The organism is Pseudomonas sp. Y39-6, from assembly GCF_023651955.1.
Taxonomy (GTDB): Bacteria; Pseudomonadota; Gammaproteobacteria; order Pseudomonadales; family Pseudomonadaceae; genus Aquipseudomonas; species Aquipseudomonas veronii.
The window spans coordinates 1903598-1922922 of sequence record NZ_CP069594.1 but is presented as its reverse complement, the minus strand read 5'-3'; the positions used below and the strand labels follow the sequence as shown (position 1 = coordinate 1922922).

Sequence of the window (19325 nt, the reverse complement as noted above, 5' to 3'; positions counted from 1 at the left end):
TTTTTTTAATCTTGTAATACAACCTCTTACAAGCCGTAAGCCCTTTCCTGCGCGTGACGAACTCTACACCATCGGCGCCATGAACGACTTCGCCGCCCTTTCTCGCATGCTCGAAAACCTCATCCGCTTCGGCGTCATCGCCGCCGTGCAGATGGAGCCCCCACGCGTGCAGGTAAAAACTGGAACACTGACCACCGCCTGGCTGCCATGGCTGGCCCTACGCGCCGGGTCTGACCGCGAATGGGACCCGCCCACCGTGGACGAACAGGTGATCCTGTTCAGCCCATCCGGCCAGCTCGCCAACGGCGTCGTCCTAACCGGTCTGTTCAGCGACCACATCCCCGCCAACGGCAACCGCGCCGGCCTGCACCGTCGCACCTACGCCGACGGCGCGGTGATCGAATACGACAGCGTCGCCCATCATCTGAACGCCACCCTACCCGATAGCGGCACCACCAGCCTGGTCAGTAAGGGCGGGATCAACATCATCGGCCCCATCAATCACAAGGGCGATTACAACCAAACCGGCAACCAGAACGTCGTCGGCCTGGTGACCGTCTCCGAAGATGTGATCGCGGCCAACATCAGTCTCGTCAAGCACCTGCACGGCGGCGTGCTGGTGGGCGGTGCGAAGACGGGAAAACCAGAATGAACCGAGAAACCGGCGCAGCCATCAGCACCCTGGACCACATCAGCCAGTGCATCACCGACATCCTCACCACTCGCATCGGCACGCGAGTGATGCGCCGTGAATACGGAAGCCTGCTGCCCGAGCTGGTGGACCATCCGTTCAACGACGCCACGCGCCTGCGAGTGTACGCGGGCACGGTCATGGCGCTGATGCGCTGGGAAACCCGTATCAGCCTCAGCCGCGTGCAGTTCGTCGGCGCGAACCTGCAAGGTCAGTCGGTGCTGGAACTGGAAGGCTCCATCGTCGACACCAATGAAGCGCTGAGCCTGAGCCTTCCGCTGCAACTGGGGGGCAGTGCATGAATTCCTTTGCCGCGATTGACCTCAGTCAGCTCCCCGCGCCGCAGATCGTCGAGCAGATCGACTTCGAACTGATCCTGGCCGAGCGCAAGGCCTACATGATCAGCCTCTGGCCGATCGAGGAACAGGAACAGATTGCCGAGCGCCTCGACATGGATTCGGAGCCCCTGGTCAAGCTGCTGCAGGAGAACGCCTACCGCGAGACCATATGGCGTCAGCGGGTTAATGAAGCGTCCATGGCTAACCTACTGACCTTTGCCAAAGGCCCCGATCTGGAGCAACTGGCGGGCAACTACAATGTGAAAAAGTTGGTCATCCAGGAAGGCAACGCATTAGCAGTACCGCCTGTGCCAAGGCTCATGGAGAGCGACGACAGCCTACGCGAACGGGCGCAGATGGCCTGGGAAGGACTGAGCACCGCCGGTCCACGCAACAGCTACATCTTCCACGCCCGAGCAGCTGATGGCCGGGTCGCCGACGCCACCGCTGAAAGTCCTTCACCTGCCGTTGCTGTGGTCACCGTGCAATCGCTGCTCGGCGATGGCGCCGCCTCGGCTGACTTGCTCGCCCTGGTCAACACCTACCTCAGCGACGAAGACCGCCGGCCGGTGGCGGACCGCTTACTTGTCCAGGGTGCGCAGATTCTCAACTACCAGGTCAAAGCCCAGCTCTTCTTGCTCTCCAGCGGGCCAGAGTCGGAACCGGTCCTTGCAGCCGCCGAGCAGCGTTTATTGGCCTACGTCCACCAACGGCGTCGTCTGGGCATGGAAGTTTCAGAGTCAGCCCTGCATGCGGCGTTGCATGTCGAGGGCGTGCGCAAGGTCGAGCTGGAAGGCTGGGTCGATATCGTCGCGACCAAAGCCCAGGCGCCGTTCTGCACCAAAGTCACCGTCACCCGAGGTGTCGAATAATGGCCGCCCAGCAACTGCTACCGGGGAACTCCACGCTGCTGGAACGCCAAGCGGCACAGGCGCTCGCGCAAATTCAGCGCGTGCTCATTCCCCTGCGACAGCTCTGCAACCCAGACACCTGCCCACTTGAAATATTGCCGTACCTGGCCTGGGCCTTTTCGGTGGACCGCTGGGACAGCAAATGGACCGAAGCCGCGAAACGATCTGCCATCCGGTCATCCCACTTCATCCATTCGCGCAAGGGAACCATCGGCGCCCTGCGGCGAGTGGTCGAGCCTTTGGGCTACCTGATCGAAGTTCTTGAATGGTGGCAGACCAATCCTCTGGGCGTGCCAGGCACCTTCGCCATCAAGGTCGGCGTGCTGGAAACCGGCATCACCGAAGAAATGTATCAGGAACTGACCTGGCTGATCGATGACGCCAGGCCCGTCACCCGTCACCTCACTGGCCTGGCTATCAGCCTTGAAAGCACGGGCGTGCTCAACATCTTCGCCAGCGTTTACGAAGGCGATGAAATCGACGTTTATCCGCCGGTCATGCGTGACATTGAGGTCACCGGGACCATCGACGTGGTCGGGCGCGAACACTCAATAGACACTCTGGACATTTACCATGGTTGATTTGAACTCTCAGTTTTTTGCGCTCCTCACGAAAGTGGGGAGAGCCAAGCAGGCGAACGCCGACGCGCTTGGTCTTCCCTGGAAGATCACCGAAATGGGGGTAGGTGATGCCAATGACACTGACCCGATCCCGAGCGAGTCGCAAACGCGGCTGATCAATGAATGGCGCCGACGCCCACTCAATCAGCTCCGGGTTGACCCTGCTAACTCGGCAGTGATCATCGCCGAGCAGATTATCCCTGCCGACGAGGGCGGGCGCTGGATTCGCGAGATCGGTCTGTATGACGCGGACGGCGATCTGGTAGCTGTGGCCAACTGCGCCCCGAGCTTCAAGCCGTTGCTGTCGCAGGGCTCCGGCCGCACGCAAGTGGTGCGGATGAATTTCATCGTCGCCAGTACCGGCAATATCACGCTCAAGATTGACCCGGCGGTGGTGTTGGCGACCCGTGACTACGTTGATACGCGGATTCAGGAAGAACTGTTTAAGCTCGACAGCAAGCAGTCGGTACGGGCGGCGACCACGAGTAACATCGCGTTGGCCGGACTTCAGACGGTCGACGGGGTGGCCCTGGTAGCCGGTGACCGCGTGCTGGTGAAAAACCAGGCCGTGACCAAGGATAATGGTATTTACCTGGCGGCAGCGGCGGTCTGGACCCGGTCGGCGGATGCAGACACCAATGCCGAGGTGACCTCGGCGCTGCTGACGTCGGTCGAGCAGGGCGTCACCCAGGCAGACACGCGCTGGCAGTTGGTCACGGATGGGGGGATTGTCCTGGGCGCCACGGCGCTGACGTTCCAGAACGTGACCCAAGGTTTTGCACCGATCAACTCACCTGCGTTTTCAGGTGCGCCCACGACGCCAACCGCTGCAGTGTTCGACAGCAGTAAAACGCTGGCCAACACCGAATTCGTGCAACGGGCGCTCGGCAATTTGAGCGGCATCAGAATTTATGACGTTACTTCCAGCATGGAGGTATCGGATTTTGGCCGAATTATTCTGGCAAATGCCGGGAGCGTAATAACGCTAACCCTTCCAGCGATTGGCAACGTGCCGATTGGCGCGACACTTCATATCAGAAACGTCGGCAGCGCACCGTTAACCGTAGTGCCGCCTGCTGGCGGAACTATGTCTGCCATTGCCACGCGCTCGCTTACGAATGTTGTCGTTAACGTCGGTTCATCGCTTGAATTAACCATACAAGGCACCAATTATTTTTTTGCGGGTTCAGCCTCTTTAAAATATATCCCTGACTTTGCCGCCTCGACGAATTCCCAAAAGTTGCCTGGTGGTGATATTGAACAGTGGGGTATTTATATTTCGGCTCCATCAGGTTCAGACACGGTTATTCCATTGGCCTACGCGCTTTCGGAGGTGCCTACAGATATTCAGTTGACGTTTGCCAATTTTGCTAACGGGGAAAGTGTCGGGAGTTATCCGGTGCTGCAGGCGAGAAATAGCACGCTTGGAAGTATCACCGTTCGCAATCTTTTTGGCTCGAATGCTTCATTCTTCTGGCGAGTAAGGGGTAAAGCATGACTGTTTTTTATAGCCCTGAAACAGGCTTTTTCTACGACGATCAGGTATGCACGTTTATTCCTGCTGATGCGCGGGAGTTCTCCGCAAAAGCCCGGGATGAGCTGTTAGCCCAAGTCAGTCATGGCAAGCGTTTGGTTTGTGGGCCGGACAAATGGCCTGTGGTGATAGACGCCCCGGAGCAGGCGGACGAGCAGTTGGCCGAAGTCGAGCGGTATTGGCGTTCAGTTCAGTTAACGGCTACAGACGGCGTAGTGACCCGGCATCGTGATGAGATTGAAGACGGGTCTCCAACCACGCTAACACCGGAGCAATACACCGAGTTGCAAGCCTACCGGCGCGCACTGCGCAACTGGCCAGAAGCTGGCGAGTTCCCCCTGAGTGAGCACCGGCCCCCAGCGCCGGCTTGGCTAGCCGGGGAGTCTCAGTGAATTCAGCCAGGTGGCACTCACCACTTGGCCATGTAAACACCTCTCCTACAAGTCCCGCCGCTCGCCCATTCGGCGCGCGCGCGGCAGCCTGTGTACTGTCATTCCATCACAGCGCAGGCATAACCCATGGCCGATTATCTCCACGGCGTGCGGGTCATCGAACTCAACGACGGCACCCGCCCCATTTGCACTATCCCCACCGCAGTTATCGGCATGGTTTGCACGGCTGAAGATGCGGACCCGCTCGTTTTCCCCCTGGACACACCCGTCCTGATCACCAACGTGCAAACCGCCGTCGGCAAGGCCGGCGTCAAGGGCACCCTGGCAGCCAGCCTGCAAGGTATCGCCGACCAGACCAAGCCCTACGTCATCGTGGTACGGGTCAAGGAAGGCGCAGACGAAGCGGCTACCACCACCGCGCTGATCGGCACCACCAATGCCGATGGCAAATACACCGGCATGAAAGCTCTGCTCGCCGCCAAGGCCCGCCTGGGCATGACGCCGCGTATTCTCGGCGTGCCTGGCCTCGACAGTTTGCCGGTGGCCACCGCACTCGGCAGCATCGCCAAAGACCTACGCGCGTTCGCCTACGTCAGCGCCTGGAACTGCAAAACCAAGGAAGAGGTGGTGGCGTACCGCGAGAACTTCGGCGCCCGTGAAATGATGGTGATCTGGCCGGACTTCCTGAGCTGGGACACCGTCGCCAACAAGACTGCCAGCGCTTCGGCAGTGGCTCGCGCCCTCGGTCTGCGCGCGAAGATCGATCAGGAGACGGGCTGGCATAAAACTCTGTCTAACGTCGCCGTCAGCGGTGTCACCGGCATCAGCGCCGACGTGTTCTGGGATCTGCAAAACCCGGCCACCGACGCCAACTACCTCAACAGTAACGACGTCACCACCCTGATAAACGCCAACGGCTTCCGCTTCTGGGGTAGCCGCACCTGCAGCGACGATCCGCAGTTCGCTTTCGAGAACTACACCCGCACCGCGCAGATCCTCGCTGACACCATGGCCGAGGCTAACATGTGGGCAGTTGACCGCCCCATGCACGCTTCACTCGTGCGCGACCTAATCGAAGGCGTGAACGCCAAGATGCGCGAGCTGAAATCCCAGGGCTACCTGATCGGCGGCAGCTGCTGGTACCCGGAAGACGTCAACGACAAGGACACCCTCAAGGCCGGAAAGCTCTGGGTGGATTACGACTACACGCCTGTGCCGCCCCTGGAAGACCTCACCTTCCGCCAGCGAATCACCGACCGCTACCTGATCGACTTCGCCAAAGGCATCAACAGCTAAACCGGGCCTCCCCGCAAGGGGAGTTCACCCAGAACCCGAATCCCGGAGAACACCGCCATGGCCCTGCCTCGCAAACTCAAGAACCTCATGCTGTTCAACGACGGCAACATCTACAGGGGTGTGGTGAAGTCCGTCACCCTGCCCGCCCTCGGCCGCAAGATGGAAGCCTATCGCGGCGGCGGCATGAACGGCCCGGTCAAGGCTGACCTGGGCTTTTCCGATGACGGCATCCAGTTCGAATGGAAGACCGGCGGCCTCGATCTGATCAGCCTGAAACAGTTCGGCATGGTGAACGCCTCGGGCGTTGCCCTTCGCTTTACCGGGGCCTTTGAGCAGGACGACACGGCCGAAATCAGTGCTGTGGAAATCGTTGTGCGCGGACGTCACGAGACCATCGAAATGGGTGATGCCACACCAGGGGAAGACACCGAGCATTCGATGACCACTACCTGCACCTACTACAAGTTGACCGTCGACAACGAAGAGATCATCGAGATCGACTTGCTCAACTTCATCGAGAAGGTCAACGGCGTCGACATGCTGGAGAAACAGCGCAACGCCCTGGGCTTCTGACCACCCACCCCACCCAATAACCCGTTCACCCATCACCCGGAGCTATATCCATGAAAACCGCAGGTACCGACGAAGCTGAAGTTAAGCCACTGGCCGACGACAACACCGTCATCCTCGACACCCCAATCCGCCGTGGCACCACCACCATCAACAGCATCACACTGCGCAAACCCAACGCGGGCGAGCTGCGCGGTGTGAGCCTGGCCGAACTGCTGCAAATCGACGTCAACAGCCTGGTGAAGGTCGTGCCGCGCATCAGTAACCCGACACTCACTGCCGTCGAAGTCACGTCGATGGACCCTGCCGACCTGTTCGCACTCGGCACCAAGGTGTGCGGTTTTTTGCTACAGAAATCGATGAAGACGGACGCATCCCTCGTTGCGTAGACGACGCCATGGCCGACCTGGCGGTGGTTTTTCACTGGGCACCGGCTGATATGGATCAGTTGGGCCTGCAAGAGTTGATGGAATGGCGCGAGCGCGCCCGGGTGCGGAGTTCGACCGATGGCAAATGATCTGCGACTTCAGGTGCTGCTCAGTACCATCGACAAGGCCACCCGCCCGCTGAAGCACATCAGCGAAGGGGGCATTGAGACCGCACGCGCCCTAAAGGCTGCTCGCGACCGCCTGAAAGAACTCACCTCCCAGCAGAAAGACGTCAGCGCCTGGCGGGCTCAGCGGGCAGCCGCTGAACAAACTGGCGCGTCACTCACCGCTGCACGCGATCGAGTCAAATCCCTCAGCCAGGAACTCGCCGCGACCGACGCGCCGACCAGGGCGATGACCAGGAGCTTTCAAGCAGCGGTGCGCGAGGCCCAGCGGCTCAAGCAGCAGCACCAACAGCAGAACGTGCAGTTGCAAGGGCTGCGATCGAAGCTCTACGACGCCGGCATCAGCACTAAAAATCTCGGCACCCATGAGCGCCAGCTGCGCGAGCAAATCAACGCCACCAACGCCAGCATCAGCACGCAAGGCAAGCGCATGGCCGAGCTGAGCGCCCAGCACAAGCGCGCGGCGTTGGCTCGTAGCCAGATGGAAAAGTCCCAGAGCGCCGCCGGCAACCTCGCCGTGAACGGCGCCGCAGGGCTGGGCGTGGGCTACGCGGCGAGCCGTCCCATTGCCGCCGCAGTCAAAGCCTTCGCGCCCAATGAGGATTCCGCCACACAGCTCAAGGTGTCGATGATGGACGACACCGGCAAGGTCTCGGAGGACTTCCAGAAGATCACCGACCTGGCCACCAAGCTGGGCGACCGCTTGCCAGGCACCACGGCCGACTTCCAGAACATGATGACCATGCTTCGGCGTCAGGGCCTGAGCGCGCAAAGCATCCTCGGCGGCACGGGTGAGGCGGCTGCGTATCTGGGCGTTCAGTTGAAGATGGAGGCAACTGAGGCGGCGGAATTTGCCGCCAAGATGCAGGACGCCACGCGCACCACTGAAAAAGACATGATGGGCCTGATGGACACCATCCAGCGCGGGTTCTATGCCGGTGTTGACCCAGGCGACATGCTCCAGGGCTTCAGCAAAATCGCCCCGGTGATGGACGTCATCAAGAAGTCAGGGATCGATGCAGCCAAGGAACTCGCGCCGCTGCTGATCATGATGGACCAGGCTGGCATGGAGGGCGGTTCCGCCGGCAACGCCTTCCGCAAAATCTTCCAGGCAGGGCTGGACGGGGACCACGTCAATAGCGCCAACAAGATCGCGGCAGGTGGCAATACTGGCGTGTCCTTCAAGTTCACCGACGACAAGGGAAACTTTGCCGGTCTGGAGAACCTGTATGCCCAGGTTGAAAAGCTCAAGGCCTTCAACGACGTCGACCGCAACGCCATCATCAAGAAGCTGTTCGGGGATGACGCTGAAACCCTGACCACGTTGAACACCATGATGAACAAGGGGCTGGCCGGATACCAGGAGGTCCAACAGAAGCTGAAAACTCAGGCCGATCTGCGTACCCGAGTCAACGAACAGCTCAACACCCTGACCAACATCATGGAAGCCGCTGAAGGCAGCTTCACCAACGCAATGGCGGAGTTCGGCGCGGCCGTTGCGCCGGACCTGAAGGACCTGATCAAAACCCTGGGCGAGATCGCAAACAGCATCGGCAGCTGGGCCAGGGAGAATCCGAAGTTGGCCGGCGGCCTGGTCAAGGTCGTGGCCGCGATTGCTGCGTTGGCATTCGTGTTCGGTGGCCTGGCGTTGACCATGGCGAGCATGCTGGGACCGTTTGCAGTGCTGCGCTACGGCATGACCATGTTCGGTCTCCAGGGTGGCGGCATCACCAAGATGCTCGGCCGGTTGCTCCCCACGCTGACCGGGTTGGCTCGTAACGTGTTCCCTATGTTGGCCCAGGGTGCCCGCCTGTTCGCTACCACACTGGGTGGTGCTGTCAGCACAATCGGCACTGCGATACTCGCAACACCTATTGGATGGTTGATGGCAGCAATTGCAGCCCTCATCGCTGCTGGTTTCCTTGTTTACAAATACTGGAAGCCGATAAAAGGTTTCTTCCTCGGCTTCTGGCAAGGGCTTACCGCAGCCTTGCAACCCGTGCTCAGTGGATTCAGTAAATTTGGCGGGCTGTTGAGCAGTCTGGCGAAAGCCGCCTATTCCATACCTATTGTGGGGACTGCGTTGCGGCTGCTCGGCAGCATCGTAAAACCACTGTTCGACATGATCTCAGCCGGTATCAGCGGCCTGATTGGCTGGTTCAGTGATCTGTTGAAACCGGTCGACGACGTCGGCGGCGCAGCCCAATCGATGGGGCTGCGGTTCGGCGCAGCCTTCGGCAACATGATCATGACGCTGCTGCAGAGCATCAGCTCAATCGCCACTGGTGCCGTCAACCTATGGGAAAATATCAAGACCAGCTTTGACCAGGGCCTCTCTGGCATTCTTCAGTTGATCACTAACTTCAGCCCCCTTGGCTTGTTTTACCAGGCCTTTTCCGGGGTTATGAACTACTTCGGCGTGGAACTGCCTGGGAAATTCACCGAGTTCGGCAGCATGATCGTGAATGGCCTGGTCAATGGGCTGACAGCCGGTCTCGGCGCCGTCAAAGACACCATCAGCTCGATCGGCGACGCCAGCATCGGTTGGTTCAAGGAAAAGCTCGGCATCCACAGCCCGTCACGGGTGTTCGCGGAGCTGGGTGGGTTCACCATGGCGGGCCTCACCCAAGGCCTGGAAGGTGGGCAGAAAGGCCCGCTGAACGCGCTGACCAGCATGAGCAAACAGCTGACCGCCGCCGGCACCTTGGCCCTGGGCGCCACCGCCATGCCGGCATTTGCCGTGGATAACACTCCACCCATCAGCAGTGCGCCCGCCGCAGCCGTTTACGACAGCCACGACACCTACGAACTCTCCATCACCGCCGGGCCTGGCACAGACCTGCAAAGCCTGGAAAAGAGCGTGCGCGCCATGCTGGCCCGCATCGAAAACGAAAAGAAAGCGCGTCAGCGCAGCAAACTTTCTGACCTGGAATAACCACCATGATGATGGCCCTCGGCATGTTCGTGTTCAGCCTCAGAACCGCCGCCTACCAGGAGCTGCAACGCCAAACCGATTGGCGCCACGCCAGCAACAACCGCTTCGGCGCCGCTCCCGCGCGGCAATTCGTCGGCCGTGGCGAAGACGCTATCACCCTCCCCGGCATCATCCTCCCGGAGCTGGCCGGCAGCGCCCTCAGCCTCGACACACTGCGCTTGATGGCAAACACCGGCAAGGCATGGCCCATGGTCGAAGGCAGTGGCCGGATCTACGGCCTGTGGGTGATCGAAAGCATGAGCGAGACCAAGACCATCTTTTTCAGCGACGGCACCCCACGGCGCATCGAGTTCACCCTGAGCCTGAAGCGTACCGACGACGACCGCATCGACCTGCTCGGCACGGCTACCAGCATCGGTGTCAACATCCTGCGAGGCCTGCTGTGATCGAATCGGTCATTTCCAAAGTCACCGGCTACGTGCGCAGCACCGCCGAGCAGTATGTCCGTGACGCGGCCTATCCCGTGCCGGCCTTCAGGCTCACCGTCGACGGCATGGACATCGCGCAACTGGTCAGCCCGCGCCTGATGAGCCTGGAGTTGACCGATAACCGCGGCGTCGAGGCGGATCAACTCAACATCACCCTCAGCGACCACGACGGCCTACTCGCGATCCCGCCCAAGGGCGCGGTGTTGCGGTTGTGGCTGGGTTGGAGCGACTCCGGCCTGGTGGACAAAGGCACCTATACCGTCGACGAAACCGAACACAGCGGCGCGCCGGATGTGCTGAGCATCCGCGCTCGATCGGCAGACCTGCGCAAGGGCCTGAAAACCAAACGCGAGCGCAGCTGGAGCAACACCACCCTCGGCAAAGTCCTGGGCGACATCGCCATCGGCAACGGCCTCACCGCCACCATTGCCGGCGCGCTCGGCGGTTTGCCCATCCTGCAGCTCGACCAGGCCAACGAATCCGACGCCAACCTGATCAGCCGCCTGGGCGAAGAATTCGACGCGGTGGCCAGCGTCAAAGCCGGTTGCCTGCTGTGCCTACCGGCCGGCGGAGGCAAGACCGCCAGCGGCCTGGATCTGCCACACATCACCCTCACCCGCGCCGATGGTGACCAGCACCGATACCTGCAGGCCGACCGCGACAGCTACGACGGCGTGCGTGCGTACTACTACGACGTGAACAGTGCAAAAAAACAGGAAGCCATTGCCGGCGGCGGCGACAACCTCAAAGACCTGCGCCACACATACAGCGACCAACAGTCAGCCCTGCGCGCTGCCCGGTCTGAGTTCCGACGCCTGCAACGCGGCAGTGCCACGCTCAGTTACAACCTGGCCATGGGCCGGCCGGATCTGATCCCCGAGTTGACGTACACGCTCCAGGGCGTGAAGGCAGAAATCGACGAGATCATCTGGTACGGCGGCAACGTGCAGCACAGCCTAAGTGCGGACGGCGGGTACACGGTCAGCCTGGAGTTAGAGAGCAAGCTGCCGGAGGACAATGTTGAAGACCTGGCGGAAGAGAACAAAGGCGATTACACGGGGATCATCGCGTACTACCGGGACCATAAAACCGGGAAGGAAAAGACGATTACAGCGGGGGATCAGTCGAAACCGAGACGGTTGCGGTGGCTATACGCGAGCGAGAAGACGGCCAAGCGGGCGGTGGATCGAGAATGGAAAAAAATGCAGGCCGTAGACGTATAAGGATTCACCCGTCCCCAAAAACAAAACCCGGCAATCGCCGGGTTTAAATGAAGATCAGATACCTATTTGGTCAGCAGCTGAAGTACTTGGTCAAACCGATTGTTCACTACCCACGCCAGAATGGCCACGATAACCAGCGAAGCACCAGCGAAATAGGCCAGCCTATTTTTGATGATTTTGACGTCACCACGGACTTCATCCAGGTCTCTACGGATGTACTCAACGTGGGTTTCAAGTTTCGCTACGCGCGCTTCCATTGGATCATCTCCCGGAGGTCCCGGTGGGGGTCTGGCTCCATTATCGTCCCCACCTCCATTTCTGTCACCCTCGAAGCGACCAGGGAACCTGTCATTCAGGTTAACCAGCTCGAACGGCTCGCTCATAGCGCCTCCTTGGGCGGACCGACTTCAATTACGTCGGGCTCGACAAGAACACCATCCAATGCCTCAAGGGCGTGCAAGCGCATGAACCCACAATTTTTGCAGTAAAGCATCACCGCAGCTGGGCCACTCAGAGCAAAATTTTGCCCAAACGCCCAGGGAATCCGTACACCAGTAGAGCCTGTAACATGAGGCAACACCCAATCATCGTGCTCGCAAAACGGGCATCTTGGTTTTGTTATGCGCTCTTTGAATACTTGCTTCAGACGATCTGTATCAAGGCTTTGATAATCGCTAGACACGTGCCCTCCCTATGCTCTGGGTCAACCTCAATCAAAAACCCGGCATTGCCGGGTTCCTCCGTCACTTCGCGTTTAACAGCACATCAATGAACCGCAGAATGTCCTTTTGTCGCTGCTGATCAAGTTGCCTGAACATCTGCAAAACCAACCTTTCGCGCTGATTCAAATTCTCAAACTCAACGCTCTCCGACTGCTTGGCCTGCTCCCCGTTACTCACGGACATGTGTCACTCCCTTCAACACATCCGGATGCCCGGCACCAACCTAGGTGCCAACCAAAGCACCCGGTGGAGAGAAGGATTTTCAGCGTGTGCAGGTGCGCCACAATCCTACGTAATAATTTTCAGAAAACGGATCACGGCTTCGGGCATAAGTCCTGCGCGATTTGTACGAAGTTGCTGTAGTCCATCTTTATGGCCGGCATGGAAGGGTTTGGCTTTGTAATGTCCTGTCCGTCTGCCCAACCGCGACTTTTGGCGATCGTGCGGGCACTCCCATTTAGCGCATAGACGGTTCCATCAGAGGTCCTGGCCAATGCTTTTGGCGATGGTCCGTCGCACATAAGGTCGACGCTGTCGACTGTGAAAGGCCACGCCTCTCCAAAATCCGCGCTTGATATGGACCGCTCCCTTCCGTCAGCAACCGACGTCAGAGACAGCAGCAACCCGCTAATCAATATCAAAACCTTGTTTCCCTGGTTCATCAGACTTCCTTATCGTTTCTGGTTGAATGCCTGTAAGAGCCGCTTCACTGCGCCTTTGTCGTCTTCATTCAAAGAACGCACGATTTCGACCATATCCACTTCATCGGTTGACAGCGTTCTGTCCTCCAAAGACAGGCGCTGACCTGTGACCACATAAAAAATATCCACGCCTTTTTCTGCCACGGCTGCCAAATAAGTCGCATCCGGGCTTCCGGCGCCTTTTTCATAATTAATTTGAGTGGTTTTTCCGACCCCTCCAGCCGCGCCCAAATCAGTCTGGCTGAGTTTTAGGCGCAACCTCTCTTCCTTCAGCCGAACGCTGATGGTCATATTTCTGAACCTCAAGCATTGACAGGTTCAAATATATGAACCAGTATCATCACACCATTACGCGAAATCACACGAATCCGAACTATGCACGCCACCTACGCACCCGAGCAAGCGTGCCAGGACGCTAGAACACGCCTGGAACTAAGGGGTATGTCCGTGAAGGACTTCGCCGTTCAGTACGACCTTCATCCCTCAACCGTGTATGCGGTACTGAACGGGCAGAAAAAGTGCCTGCGCGGTGAGGCTCATCGCGCCGCCGTTTTACTCGGCATCAAGAAAGACGGCGTGATCACAAACTAGGGCCTCTGGCTCCAAGGGGAAACCAGAAGATGAAACGCCCAGTTCTAGCGACCAAGCGACAAGTAATGAGCGCTGTGATCAATGACTACAAAGGTGGTCGTGAATGCGCAGCAGCTCGCCTCGGTTACGAACTCAAAAAGTTCGATAACCACATCTACGAAAACGCCGGCAGCCGGCCTTTGACGGACGAGCAAATCCACTGCCTGGAACAGGACGCAGGAACTACGCACCTTCCGGAGTACATCGCGGCGCTGTACGGAGGCATGTTCGTTCCCCTGGCGAAGCCAGAGAAGCTGGACAACGTCGACCTCTACAGCCGCTCCGTCAACGCGGCTGCCAAGCGGGGCGTCGTCGACCAGATCATCGCCAAGGCGCTGGACGATGGAGTGATTGAGCCGGATGAAGCCGAGGCAATCATCGCTGCCCATAACCGCTATATGTCTGCCCGCCACTCAGAAGTGCTTGCCACGATCCAGTTGCACAGCAAGGGGACCGTACAGTGAGCACCTACAAACTTGTCTGCCCCCATTGCCACGGCCGCATGCGTATCCGTACCAGCGAAGGCCAGCACATCTTTTTGCGCATCACCTACATGCAATGCACCAACGAAGCCTGCGGCTGGTCGGTGCGTGCTGAATTTCAAATGACCCACGAACTGAGCCCCAGCGGCATGCCCAACCCAGCTGTAAAGCTGCCGATTGCGGACGTGGTCATTCGTCGCCAGGCAATGAAAACCGCCAACGATCAACCCGATCTGTTGGACCAGCTGGAAATGGAGGCCACAACCGTATGAAAACCACCCCCCTGACTACTAACCCCACCAGCGACTACCGTGCCGCGATGCAACAAGCGGCGGTGGCCTACCTCTACCGCCACCGTTGCGAGCATCTGGCCGGTGACAGTCAATTGCTCGACAACTGCGCCCGGTACCTGACGCTGTCTCTTGAAGTCCCTCAGCATCTGGTGCAGCGCATCGCTGAGTTGGCCGTCTCTGAGTTCGAGAACATGACCTGCAAGCGTATTGCCTGGCTTGGCGTTCACCCCAACAGCGGCGCGTACCGCCCGGTCATCTGGCTGCTCGATAACTGCACCCAACAGCGACACCCCGTTTCAGCACGTTTACTTCCCACACGGCTGCTGCTGACTCGCAACCTCCCGCACTAATCCGAACCCCATTCCTCATTGATGCCCGCACCGCGTGGGTAGGGGAAATTTGCAACTTACTGGTGGCCGAAATGAGCAAAATCACCATAAAACTGGAGCTGGACGAACAGCAGGCGCAGCAATACCTGCTGTGGTTGACCACTCAGTACGAAGTCACCATGGCTGATATTTGGTACTCCGATCGCTACCGGAATGTGCCGAGCGGTCAGCGGGCACCGAAGGTGCTTGAGGACTTGCCCTACCTGGCCGGCATCTGCAAGACGCGCAGCGAGCTGAAAAAGCAGCTCGTCGTGGCTGTTGCGGAGCATGCGCAGTGAATCGCAAGCCCATGGAGCAACAGATCCGCGCTGATGTACTTCAGCGCCTGGAATCTGATTACGGCCTGCAGCACATGGTCGGCACGCACTACATGCGCAAGGGCACCTGCCCGCAGTGCAATCAGAAACGCCTGTTTTCCCGCCACGACGAACCTTGGTTCATACGCTGTGGCCGCGAGGAAAAATGCCGGTACATGGCTCCGACCAAGGAGCTGTACCCGGACCTGTTCGACGACTGGAGCAAGCGTGCGCCGGCCACCAGTGATCAGCCTGCTGCCAGTGCCAAGGCGTACCTGTCGTTTGCCCGAGGTTTTCGCGTCGAGCTGCTTGAGGGCTGGTACACCCAGGAGAGCTACTTCGATCGCGACCTGAACATCGGCTCAGCAACCGTCCGCTTTCCCCTGGAGCATGGTGGGTACTGGGAGCGCTTGATTGACCAGCCTTCCCGCTTCGGCAAGAAGAAGGCCCGCTTCCAGCCTCTCAAGAGCTACAGGGGGCATTGGTGGTGCCCGCCTTGCCTGGACCTGCTGGAGGTAGACGAGCTGTGGATTGTTGAAGGCATTTTCGATGCCATCGCGCTCGTTCAGAACGGTATCTCTGCTGTTGCCGCCCTGTCGTCAAACGCGTTTCCAGAAGAGTCGCTGAAGGCACTCGTCACCGCGCGCGGCGGTAAAACACCCAAGTTGGTTTGGGCCTTGGACAACGAGCCAGGCGCTCACAAATACACACGTAGCTGGGTCAAACGTGCTCGCGAACTCGGCTTTACCTGCGACGCCGCCCAGGTCTCACAGCCGGATGCACGCAAGGTCGATTGGAACGATCTGCATCAGCGCTGGGCATTTATTGACGACGAAAAAGCCCGTGCAGAGCGTATCGAAAAAGACCTGAAGGAAGCCCGTCACCAGGGCGCCCTGCTGATTGCAGAGAGTGCCGGCGACAAGGCAATGCTCATGTACCAGTGGAGGGAGCGGGAGGAGTTCCACTTCTGTTTCGACTCCCGCCTGTACTGGTGGAAATTGGATATCGCGAAATACAACAGCGCCAAACAGGCACTGGATAAAAGCGATGACCAAGAAGCCCAGGTGCTGAACGAAAAGCAGCTCCGGGAGAAAGCGCTGAACGTGGCCGGCTGCGTCGTCGAAATCGCCAACTGCTACCCCAAGGCCCTCTATTTCCAACGCAACGAGATCACCGACGAGTCTTGGTACTTCTTCCGCGTCGACTTCCCGCACGACGGTGGCTCCGTGAAAAACACCTTCACCGGCGGTCAGGTCGCCGCCGCCAGCGAATTCAAAAAAAGACTTCTCGGCATGGGCGCCGGGGCCGTGTTCACCGGCAGTGGACAACAGTTGGACAAACTCATGAAAGACCAGCTTTTCGGTATCAAGACCGTTCAGACCATCGATTACGTGGGCTACAGCAAGGAATACCACTGCTACGTGTTCAACGACGTCGCCGTCCGCGAGGGCCAGGTCATCCATATCAACGAAGAGGAGTTTTTTGAGATGGGCAAGCTGAAACTCAAGACCCTGCAAAAGGGTGTGAAGATCGATCTGGAGAAGGATGGCAAAAAATACGATCAGCAGTGGTTGGGACTTCTGTGGCAGTGCTTCGGCGCGCAGGGCATCGTCGCACTGACTTTCTGGTTTGGCTCACTGTTCGCCGAACAGATCCGCGCTCGGTACCAATCGTTTCCGTTTCTTGAGGCCACGGGCGAAGCCGGCGCCGGCAAGACCACCTTGCTCACCCTGCTCTGGAAACTGGCGGGCCGGGACGGTTACGAAGGGTTCGATCCGTCCAAATCCACCAAGGCCGGCCGCAGCCGCTTGATGGGTCAGGTCTCCGGCATGCCCATCGTGCTGCTGGAATCTGACCGCAGCGGCGACGACAAGGCCCACGCCAAGACCTTTGAGTGGGACGAACTTAAAGACTACTACGGCGGAGGTACGCTCGCGACCAAGGGCGTTAAAACCGCCGGCAACGAGACCTACGAGCCCCCATTTCGCGGCACGATCGCCATCAGCCAGAACGCCCCTGTCGTGGCGTCTGAAGCGATCATGACCCGGATCGTAAAACTGCATTTTGTGCGCCCGAACGTGACGCCTAAGAGCCGCGCGGCGGCAGACCGACTAAACGCCCTGGAAGGCTCGACACTTAGCAATTTTGTTCTACAGGCCGTTCGCAAAGAGCTGGAAGTGATGGACCTATTCGCCCAGCGCATCCCTGGCTACGAGGCGAAATTGCGCAATCTGCATTCGCATTGCTTCGCCTGCGAGACCCCGTTTCACGACGAGCAAAGCGATTGCCACCAGTGCGGCAACAAGCTGCGCGGTTACATCCGCGTGGAGCGGATCAACAAGAACCACGCCCAGTTGCTCGCCCTGCTCGACTGCCTGTGCATGGTGGTCCCTCTGACTGAACCGCAGATCAGCCACACCCGCACTCAGATTATTCGCATGGCGATCGAGCGCCAGTCTTCAATCAGCTCCGACCACCCCGTGGTGGCCGAATTCTGGGAAGTGTACGAATACCTCGAGGGTCTCGACGCCGACGGCCCGGTGGTCAATCACAGCAAGAAAGACAACATCATCGCCATCAACCTCAACGACTTTGTGAAGTGCGCGGCCGAGCATCGCCAGAAGATCGCCGACGTCAGCGAGCTGCGCGAGCGCCTGAAAGACTCCCGCTCCCGGAAGCTGCTCGACATCAACAAAGCCACTGACAGCGCGGTACGGGCTCACCAGGCCAAGACCAGCAACGCAGTCATCACCAAGCAACCCATCGTGAAGTGCTGGCACTTCCAGGCCTGACCAATCAACAGCAAAACCCGCCAGGCGCTGCAACGCCGGCCACCACCCAAAGGAGAAGCACCATGCACGTACAAGTCATCACCAGCGACGGCGAAAAGGGGGAAACCAACCGCCTACTACATCTGAAAGAGCTGAAGGCCTGGTTCAACGAGTCCGGGAAGATTGTTCACGCCGAAGCCTACGACCCCGCTGGGTTGGTCGCGATCCTGGAGGTTCGTGCGGCAAGCGATAAAGAAATCCTCGTGCTGGAGTGCAGCCGGGAACAGATCCAGGCAGTCCTGGAATGGCAGTCAGCAACTGATGAGGTTGTTGAATTTGAGAACCTGCTGCTGCACCTGGTGCGCAAGCAAAACCCAACCGGCGAAAGCCGATAAGAAGGTGGTGTCGAGGGGCTGCAACCCCTCGACACCGACCACCCAAAGGAGAAGCACCATGCAAGTGAATCAACCCCAAGGCGGCACCGCAAAGGCTACCACAACCCCGTTGGCTATCGGCGACACGGTCAGCTACGTTGAAATGAGCGGTGGCGGTCGGGAATATCGTTTGAGCGCTCGTACAGGCGTGATCGTCGCCATCGAAGGCAATGTTGCAACCCTGCGCGCCGGGAACGGCCGTAGTGTCACACAACCACTCCACAAGCTGACTCCAGACGGCCAGCCCAATGCACTGACGCGCATGCTCATGGGAGGGAACTGATGGACCCAAGAATCCGAACCCGCCCCGCTATGGCCAGCCACCGGTTGGACTTGCCCAGCCGCTGCGACATCTGCGGCAAGGCACGCTCCACCCGCAAGCACGGCGCCTGTAGCCGCATCCGTCAGCAGAGCAAATCGGCGGAATGGGCTGCATTCATGGCCGAGCGCGAAGCAGCCAAACAAAACAAAACGCGTCGATACGCGCGCTGATACCAAACACAAACGGGACACGGGGAGCTGCAACTCCCCAACCGCCAAAAAGGAGAAGCACCATGCATTCAGATAAAAATCCGAGCCTTCCTCGTACTCTCGACCCTTTTGAGCCAGCAACACCGATATTGGAGCCGCTGGTACTGACCGCCGAACTGCGCTACATCCTTGGTGTTCCTCATACCAAGTTAGCCAATACAGCCGAGCTATTGCGGAAGCAAGGTCACTGCATTGGTGAACGTAGTGAAGATGAACAGGCCGCTGTCATCCACTGGATGCTCGGCCACTACCTTCGGCGTGGCTCGCATTGGAAGGTATTCGCTTATGCCGAACTCGATGCCAACGATGCCTTTCCAGGTTTTCCGGGAGACGGAATATGACGGTCTTCCTAATTCTGTATCTGTGCGCAGATGCAACGCGCACGGACTGCCAGGTGATAAGGGTAGAGAGCTGGACAGGACCTTATGCCTATGAGCGGTGCATCGACGTCGCCAATGAACTGACCGAGACACTGACTGCGCCCAACCGTGAACGGCACCGGTTCGTGTGCGAGATTCAGGCGGA

The 19325-nt window shown here is 59.0% G+C and carries 28 protein-coding genes; 23 read left to right on the top strand and 5 right to left on the bottom strand.

The features are described from left to right. Window positions 1-79: 79 nt before the first annotated feature. The 13 genes from JN756_RS08750 to JN756_RS08690 all read left to right on the top strand — a co-directional run bounded on the left by JN756_RS08750 (window position 80) and on the right by JN756_RS08690 (window position 11551). The gene (locus JN756_RS08750; protein WP_201022014.1) at window positions 80-652 is read left to right on the top strand and encodes a phage baseplate assembly protein V; all 573 of its coding nucleotides are present in this window, start codon (window positions 80-82) and stop codon (window positions 650-652) included. Then, entirely contained in the window at window positions 649-993 is a 345-nt protein-coding gene (locus JN756_RS08745) for a GPW/gp25 family protein (protein WP_201022013.1), read from the top strand. Before JN756_RS08750 ends, JN756_RS08745 begins: the two co-directional genes overlap by 4 nt. Beyond that, complete coding sequence (locus JN756_RS08740; protein ID WP_201022012.1) at window positions 990-1901, top strand: baseplate J/gp47 family protein; 912 nt, start codon at window positions 990-992, stop codon at window positions 1899-1901. Before JN756_RS08745 ends, JN756_RS08740 begins: the two co-directional genes overlap by 4 nt. Next, on the top strand, window positions 1901-2521 hold the full coding sequence (locus JN756_RS08735) for a phage tail protein I (protein ID WP_201022011.1): 621 nt from the start codon (window positions 1901-1903) through the stop codon (window positions 2519-2521). The genes JN756_RS08740 and JN756_RS08735 overlap by 1 nt, the downstream gene beginning before the upstream one ends. Further along, window positions 2514-4058 (top strand): phage tail protein, encoded by a 1545-nt coding sequence (locus JN756_RS08730; RefSeq protein ID WP_201022010.1) that lies wholly within the window; start codon window positions 2514-2516, stop codon window positions 4056-4058. Before JN756_RS08735 ends, JN756_RS08730 begins: the two co-directional genes overlap by 8 nt. Then, on the top strand, window positions 4055-4486 hold the full coding sequence (locus JN756_RS08725; RefSeq protein ID WP_201022009.1) for a phage tail protein: 432 nt from the start codon (window positions 4055-4057) through the stop codon (window positions 4484-4486). Before JN756_RS08730 ends, JN756_RS08725 begins: the two co-directional genes overlap by 4 nt. 126 nt (window positions 4487-4612) lie before the next feature. Continuing rightward, the gene (locus tag JN756_RS08720) at window positions 4613-5782 is read left to right on the top strand and encodes a phage tail sheath protein (protein WP_201022008.1); all 1170 of its coding nucleotides are present in this window, start codon (window positions 4613-4615) and stop codon (window positions 5780-5782) included. Window positions 5783-5839: 57 nt separating this feature from the next. After that, window positions 5840-6355 (top strand): phage major tail tube protein, encoded by a 516-nt coding sequence (locus tag JN756_RS08715; protein ID WP_126589576.1) that lies wholly within the window; start codon window positions 5840-5842, stop codon window positions 6353-6355. 50 nt (window positions 6356-6405) lie between these two features. Beyond that, entirely contained in the window at window positions 6406-6741 is a 336-nt protein-coding gene (locus JN756_RS08710) for a phage tail assembly protein (protein WP_126589577.1), read from the top strand. 8 nt (window positions 6742-6749) lie between these two features. Further along, window positions 6750-6869, top strand: coding sequence for a GpE family phage tail protein (locus JN756_RS08705; protein WP_078049802.1), 120 nt, complete (start codon window positions 6750-6752; stop codon window positions 6867-6869). Then, window positions 6859-9840 (top strand): phage tail tape measure protein, encoded by a 2982-nt coding sequence (locus tag JN756_RS08700; RefSeq protein ID WP_201022007.1) that lies wholly within the window; start codon window positions 6859-6861, stop codon window positions 9838-9840. The genes JN756_RS08705 and JN756_RS08700 overlap by 11 nt, the downstream gene beginning before the upstream one ends. A gap of 5 nt (window positions 9841-9845) precedes the next feature. After that, window positions 9846-10286: a phage tail protein gene (locus JN756_RS08695; protein ID WP_201022006.1), complete on the top strand. Its 441-nt coding sequence runs from the start codon at window positions 9846-9848 to the stop codon at window positions 10284-10286. Next, the gene (locus tag JN756_RS08690) at window positions 10283-11551 is read left to right on the top strand and encodes a phage late control D family protein (protein WP_201022005.1); all 1269 of its coding nucleotides are present in this window, start codon (window positions 10283-10285) and stop codon (window positions 11549-11551) included. Before JN756_RS08695 ends, JN756_RS08690 begins: the two co-directional genes overlap by 4 nt. A 62-nt stretch (window positions 11552-11613) precedes the next feature. Here JN756_RS08690 and JN756_RS08685 read toward each other — a convergent pair whose 3' ends face one another. From JN756_RS08685 to JN756_RS08665, 5 genes are all read right to left on the bottom strand, one after another. After that, window positions 11614-11934 (bottom strand): hypothetical protein, encoded by a 321-nt coding sequence (locus tag JN756_RS08685; protein ID WP_236255091.1) that lies wholly within the window; start codon window positions 11932-11934, stop codon window positions 11614-11616. Continuing rightward, window positions 11931-12233: a hypothetical protein gene (locus tag JN756_RS08680; RefSeq protein ID WP_201022004.1), complete on the bottom strand. Its 303-nt coding sequence runs from the start codon at window positions 12231-12233 to the stop codon at window positions 11931-11933. Before JN756_RS08680 ends, JN756_RS08685 begins: the two co-directional genes overlap by 4 nt. 61 nt (window positions 12234-12294) lie before the next feature. Then, on the bottom strand, window positions 12295-12456 hold the full coding sequence (locus JN756_RS08675; RefSeq protein ID WP_201022003.1) for a hypothetical protein: 162 nt from the start codon (window positions 12454-12456) through the stop codon (window positions 12295-12297). 131 nt (window positions 12457-12587) lie between these two features. Continuing rightward, window positions 12588-12935, bottom strand: a complete 348-nt coding sequence (locus tag JN756_RS08670) for a DUF2511 domain-containing protein (protein WP_201022002.1) — start codon at window positions 12933-12935, stop codon at window positions 12588-12590. Window positions 12936-12944: 9 nt separating this feature from the next. Further along, window positions 12945-13265 carry a helix-turn-helix domain-containing protein gene (locus JN756_RS08665; RefSeq protein WP_201022001.1) on the bottom strand — a complete coding sequence of 107 codons (321 nt, stop codon included), beginning with the start codon at window positions 13263-13265 and terminating at the stop codon, window positions 12945-12947. An 84-nt stretch (window positions 13266-13349) separates the two neighbouring features. Here JN756_RS08665 and JN756_RS08660 point away from each other — a divergent pair, with 84 nt between their 5' ends. The 10 genes from JN756_RS08660 (at window position 13350) to JN756_RS08615 (ending at window position 19141) form a co-directional block, all read left to right on the top strand. After that, window positions 13350-13565, top strand: coding sequence for a DNA-binding protein (locus JN756_RS08660; RefSeq protein WP_201022000.1), 216 nt, complete (start codon window positions 13350-13352; stop codon window positions 13563-13565). 29 nt (window positions 13566-13594) lie between these two features. Beyond that, a complete protein-coding gene (locus JN756_RS08655; protein WP_079443091.1) occupies window positions 13595-14068 on the top strand; it encodes a YmfL family putative regulatory protein in 474 nt (157 codons plus the stop codon). Next, window positions 14065-14358, top strand: coding sequence for an Ogr/Delta-like zinc finger protein (locus JN756_RS08650; RefSeq protein WP_201021999.1), 294 nt, complete (start codon window positions 14065-14067; stop codon window positions 14356-14358). The genes JN756_RS08655 and JN756_RS08650 overlap by 4 nt, the downstream gene beginning before the upstream one ends. Next, on the top strand, window positions 14355-14729 hold the full coding sequence (locus tag JN756_RS08645) for a hypothetical protein (protein WP_201021998.1): 375 nt from the start codon (window positions 14355-14357) through the stop codon (window positions 14727-14729). The genes JN756_RS08650 and JN756_RS08645 overlap by 4 nt, the downstream gene beginning before the upstream one ends. Window positions 14730-14800: 71 nt before the next feature. After that, window positions 14801-15046, top strand: a complete 246-nt coding sequence (locus JN756_RS08640; protein WP_079443088.1) for a hypothetical protein — start codon at window positions 14801-14803, stop codon at window positions 15044-15046. Window positions 15047-15057: 11 nt separating this feature from the next. Next, window positions 15058-17856: a toprim domain-containing protein gene (locus JN756_RS08635; RefSeq protein WP_201022287.1), complete on the top strand. Its 2799-nt coding sequence runs from the start codon at window positions 15058-15060 to the stop codon at window positions 17854-17856. Between the two features lie 62 nt (window positions 17857-17918). Next, window positions 17919-18230 carry a hypothetical protein gene (locus tag JN756_RS08630; protein WP_201021997.1) on the top strand — a complete coding sequence of 104 codons (312 nt, stop codon included), beginning with the start codon at window positions 17919-17921 and terminating at the stop codon, window positions 18228-18230. A gap of 58 nt (window positions 18231-18288) precedes the next feature. Further along, a complete protein-coding gene (locus tag JN756_RS08625) occupies window positions 18289-18552 on the top strand; it encodes a hypothetical protein (protein WP_201021996.1) in 264 nt (87 codons plus the stop codon). Next, window positions 18552-18761 carry a hypothetical protein gene (locus tag JN756_RS08620; protein ID WP_236255090.1) on the top strand — a complete coding sequence of 70 codons (210 nt, stop codon included), beginning with the start codon at window positions 18552-18554 and terminating at the stop codon, window positions 18759-18761. The genes JN756_RS08625 and JN756_RS08620 overlap by 1 nt, the downstream gene beginning before the upstream one ends. 62 nt (window positions 18762-18823) lie before the next feature. Beyond that, window positions 18824-19141, top strand: a complete 318-nt coding sequence (locus JN756_RS08615) for a hypothetical protein (RefSeq protein ID WP_201021995.1) — start codon at window positions 18824-18826, stop codon at window positions 19139-19141. Window positions 19142-19325: the final 184 nt, after the last annotated feature.

What these genes read in the sequence shown, in the direction of transcription:
- JN756_RS08725 (WP_201022009.1), top strand. Translation starts at nt 4,055, where the DNA reads ATGACTGTTTTTTATAGCCCTGAAACAGGCTTTTTCTACGACGATCAG.
- JN756_RS08720 (WP_201022008.1), top strand. Translation starts at nt 4,613, where the DNA reads ATGGCCGATTATCTCCACGGCGTGCGGGTCATCGAACTCAACGACGGC.
- JN756_RS08745 (WP_201022013.1), top strand. Translation starts at nt 649, where the DNA reads ATGAACCGAGAAACCGGCGCAGCCATCAGCACCCTGGACCACATCAGC.
- JN756_RS08695 (WP_201022006.1), top strand. Translation starts at nt 9,846, where the DNA reads ATGATGATGGCCCTCGGCATGTTCGTGTTCAGCCTCAGAACCGCCGCC.
- JN756_RS08630 (WP_201021997.1), top strand. Translation starts at nt 17,919, where the DNA reads ATGCACGTACAAGTCATCACCAGCGACGGCGAAAAGGGGGAAACCAAC.
- JN756_RS08730 (WP_201022010.1), top strand. Translation starts at nt 2,514, where the DNA reads ATGGTTGATTTGAACTCTCAGTTTTTTGCGCTCCTCACGAAAGTGGGG.
- JN756_RS08710 (WP_126589577.1), top strand. Translation starts at nt 6,406, where the DNA reads ATGAAAACCGCAGGTACCGACGAAGCTGAAGTTAAGCCACTGGCCGAC.
- JN756_RS08620 (WP_236255090.1), top strand. Translation starts at nt 18,552, where the DNA reads ATGGACCCAAGAATCCGAACCCGCCCCGCTATGGCCAGCCACCGGTTG.
- JN756_RS08740 (WP_201022012.1), top strand. Translation starts at nt 990, where the DNA reads ATGAATTCCTTTGCCGCGATTGACCTCAGTCAGCTCCCCGCGCCGCAG.
- JN756_RS08735 (WP_201022011.1), top strand. Translation starts at nt 1,901, where the DNA reads ATGGCCGCCCAGCAACTGCTACCGGGGAACTCCACGCTGCTGGAACGC.
- JN756_RS08645 (WP_201021998.1), top strand. Translation starts at nt 14,355, where the DNA reads ATGAAAACCACCCCCCTGACTACTAACCCCACCAGCGACTACCGTGCC.
- JN756_RS08715 (WP_126589576.1), top strand. Translation starts at nt 5,840, where the DNA reads ATGGCCCTGCCTCGCAAACTCAAGAACCTCATGCTGTTCAACGACGGC.
- JN756_RS08700 (WP_201022007.1), top strand. Translation starts at nt 6,859, where the DNA reads ATGGCAAATGATCTGCGACTTCAGGTGCTGCTCAGTACCATCGACAAG.
- JN756_RS08635 (WP_201022287.1), top strand. Translation starts at nt 15,058, where the DNA reads ATGGAGCAACAGATCCGCGCTGATGTACTTCAGCGCCTGGAATCTGAT.
- JN756_RS08750 (WP_201022014.1), top strand. Translation starts at nt 80, where the DNA reads ATGAACGACTTCGCCGCCCTTTCTCGCATGCTCGAAAACCTCATCCGC.
- JN756_RS08660 (WP_201022000.1), top strand. Translation starts at nt 13,350, where the DNA reads ATGCACGCCACCTACGCACCCGAGCAAGCGTGCCAGGACGCTAGAACA.
- JN756_RS08655 (WP_079443091.1), top strand. Translation starts at nt 13,595, where the DNA reads ATGAAACGCCCAGTTCTAGCGACCAAGCGACAAGTAATGAGCGCTGTG.
- JN756_RS08625 (WP_201021996.1), top strand. Translation starts at nt 18,289, where the DNA reads ATGCAAGTGAATCAACCCCAAGGCGGCACCGCAAAGGCTACCACAACC.
- JN756_RS08705 (WP_078049802.1), top strand. Translation starts at nt 6,750, where the DNA reads ATGGCCGACCTGGCGGTGGTTTTTCACTGGGCACCGGCTGATATGGAT.
- JN756_RS08665 (WP_201022001.1), bottom strand. Translation starts at nt 13,265, where the DNA reads ATGACCATCAGCGTTCGGCTGAAGGAAGAGAGGTTGCGCCTAAAACTC.
- JN756_RS08675 (WP_201022003.1), bottom strand. Translation starts at nt 12,456, where the DNA reads ATGTCCGTGAGTAACGGGGAGCAGGCCAAGCAGTCGGAGAGCGTTGAG.
- JN756_RS08615 (WP_201021995.1), top strand. Translation starts at nt 18,824, where the DNA reads ATGCATTCAGATAAAAATCCGAGCCTTCCTCGTACTCTCGACCCTTTT.
- JN756_RS08640 (WP_079443088.1), top strand. Translation starts at nt 14,801, where the DNA reads ATGAGCAAAATCACCATAAAACTGGAGCTGGACGAACAGCAGGCGCAG.
- JN756_RS08685 (WP_236255091.1), bottom strand. Translation starts at nt 11,934, where the DNA reads ATGAGCGAGCCGTTCGAGCTGGTTAACCTGAATGACAGGTTCCCTGGT.
- JN756_RS08670 (WP_201022002.1), bottom strand. Translation starts at nt 12,935, where the DNA reads ATGAACCAGGGAAACAAGGTTTTGATATTGATTAGCGGGTTGCTGCTG.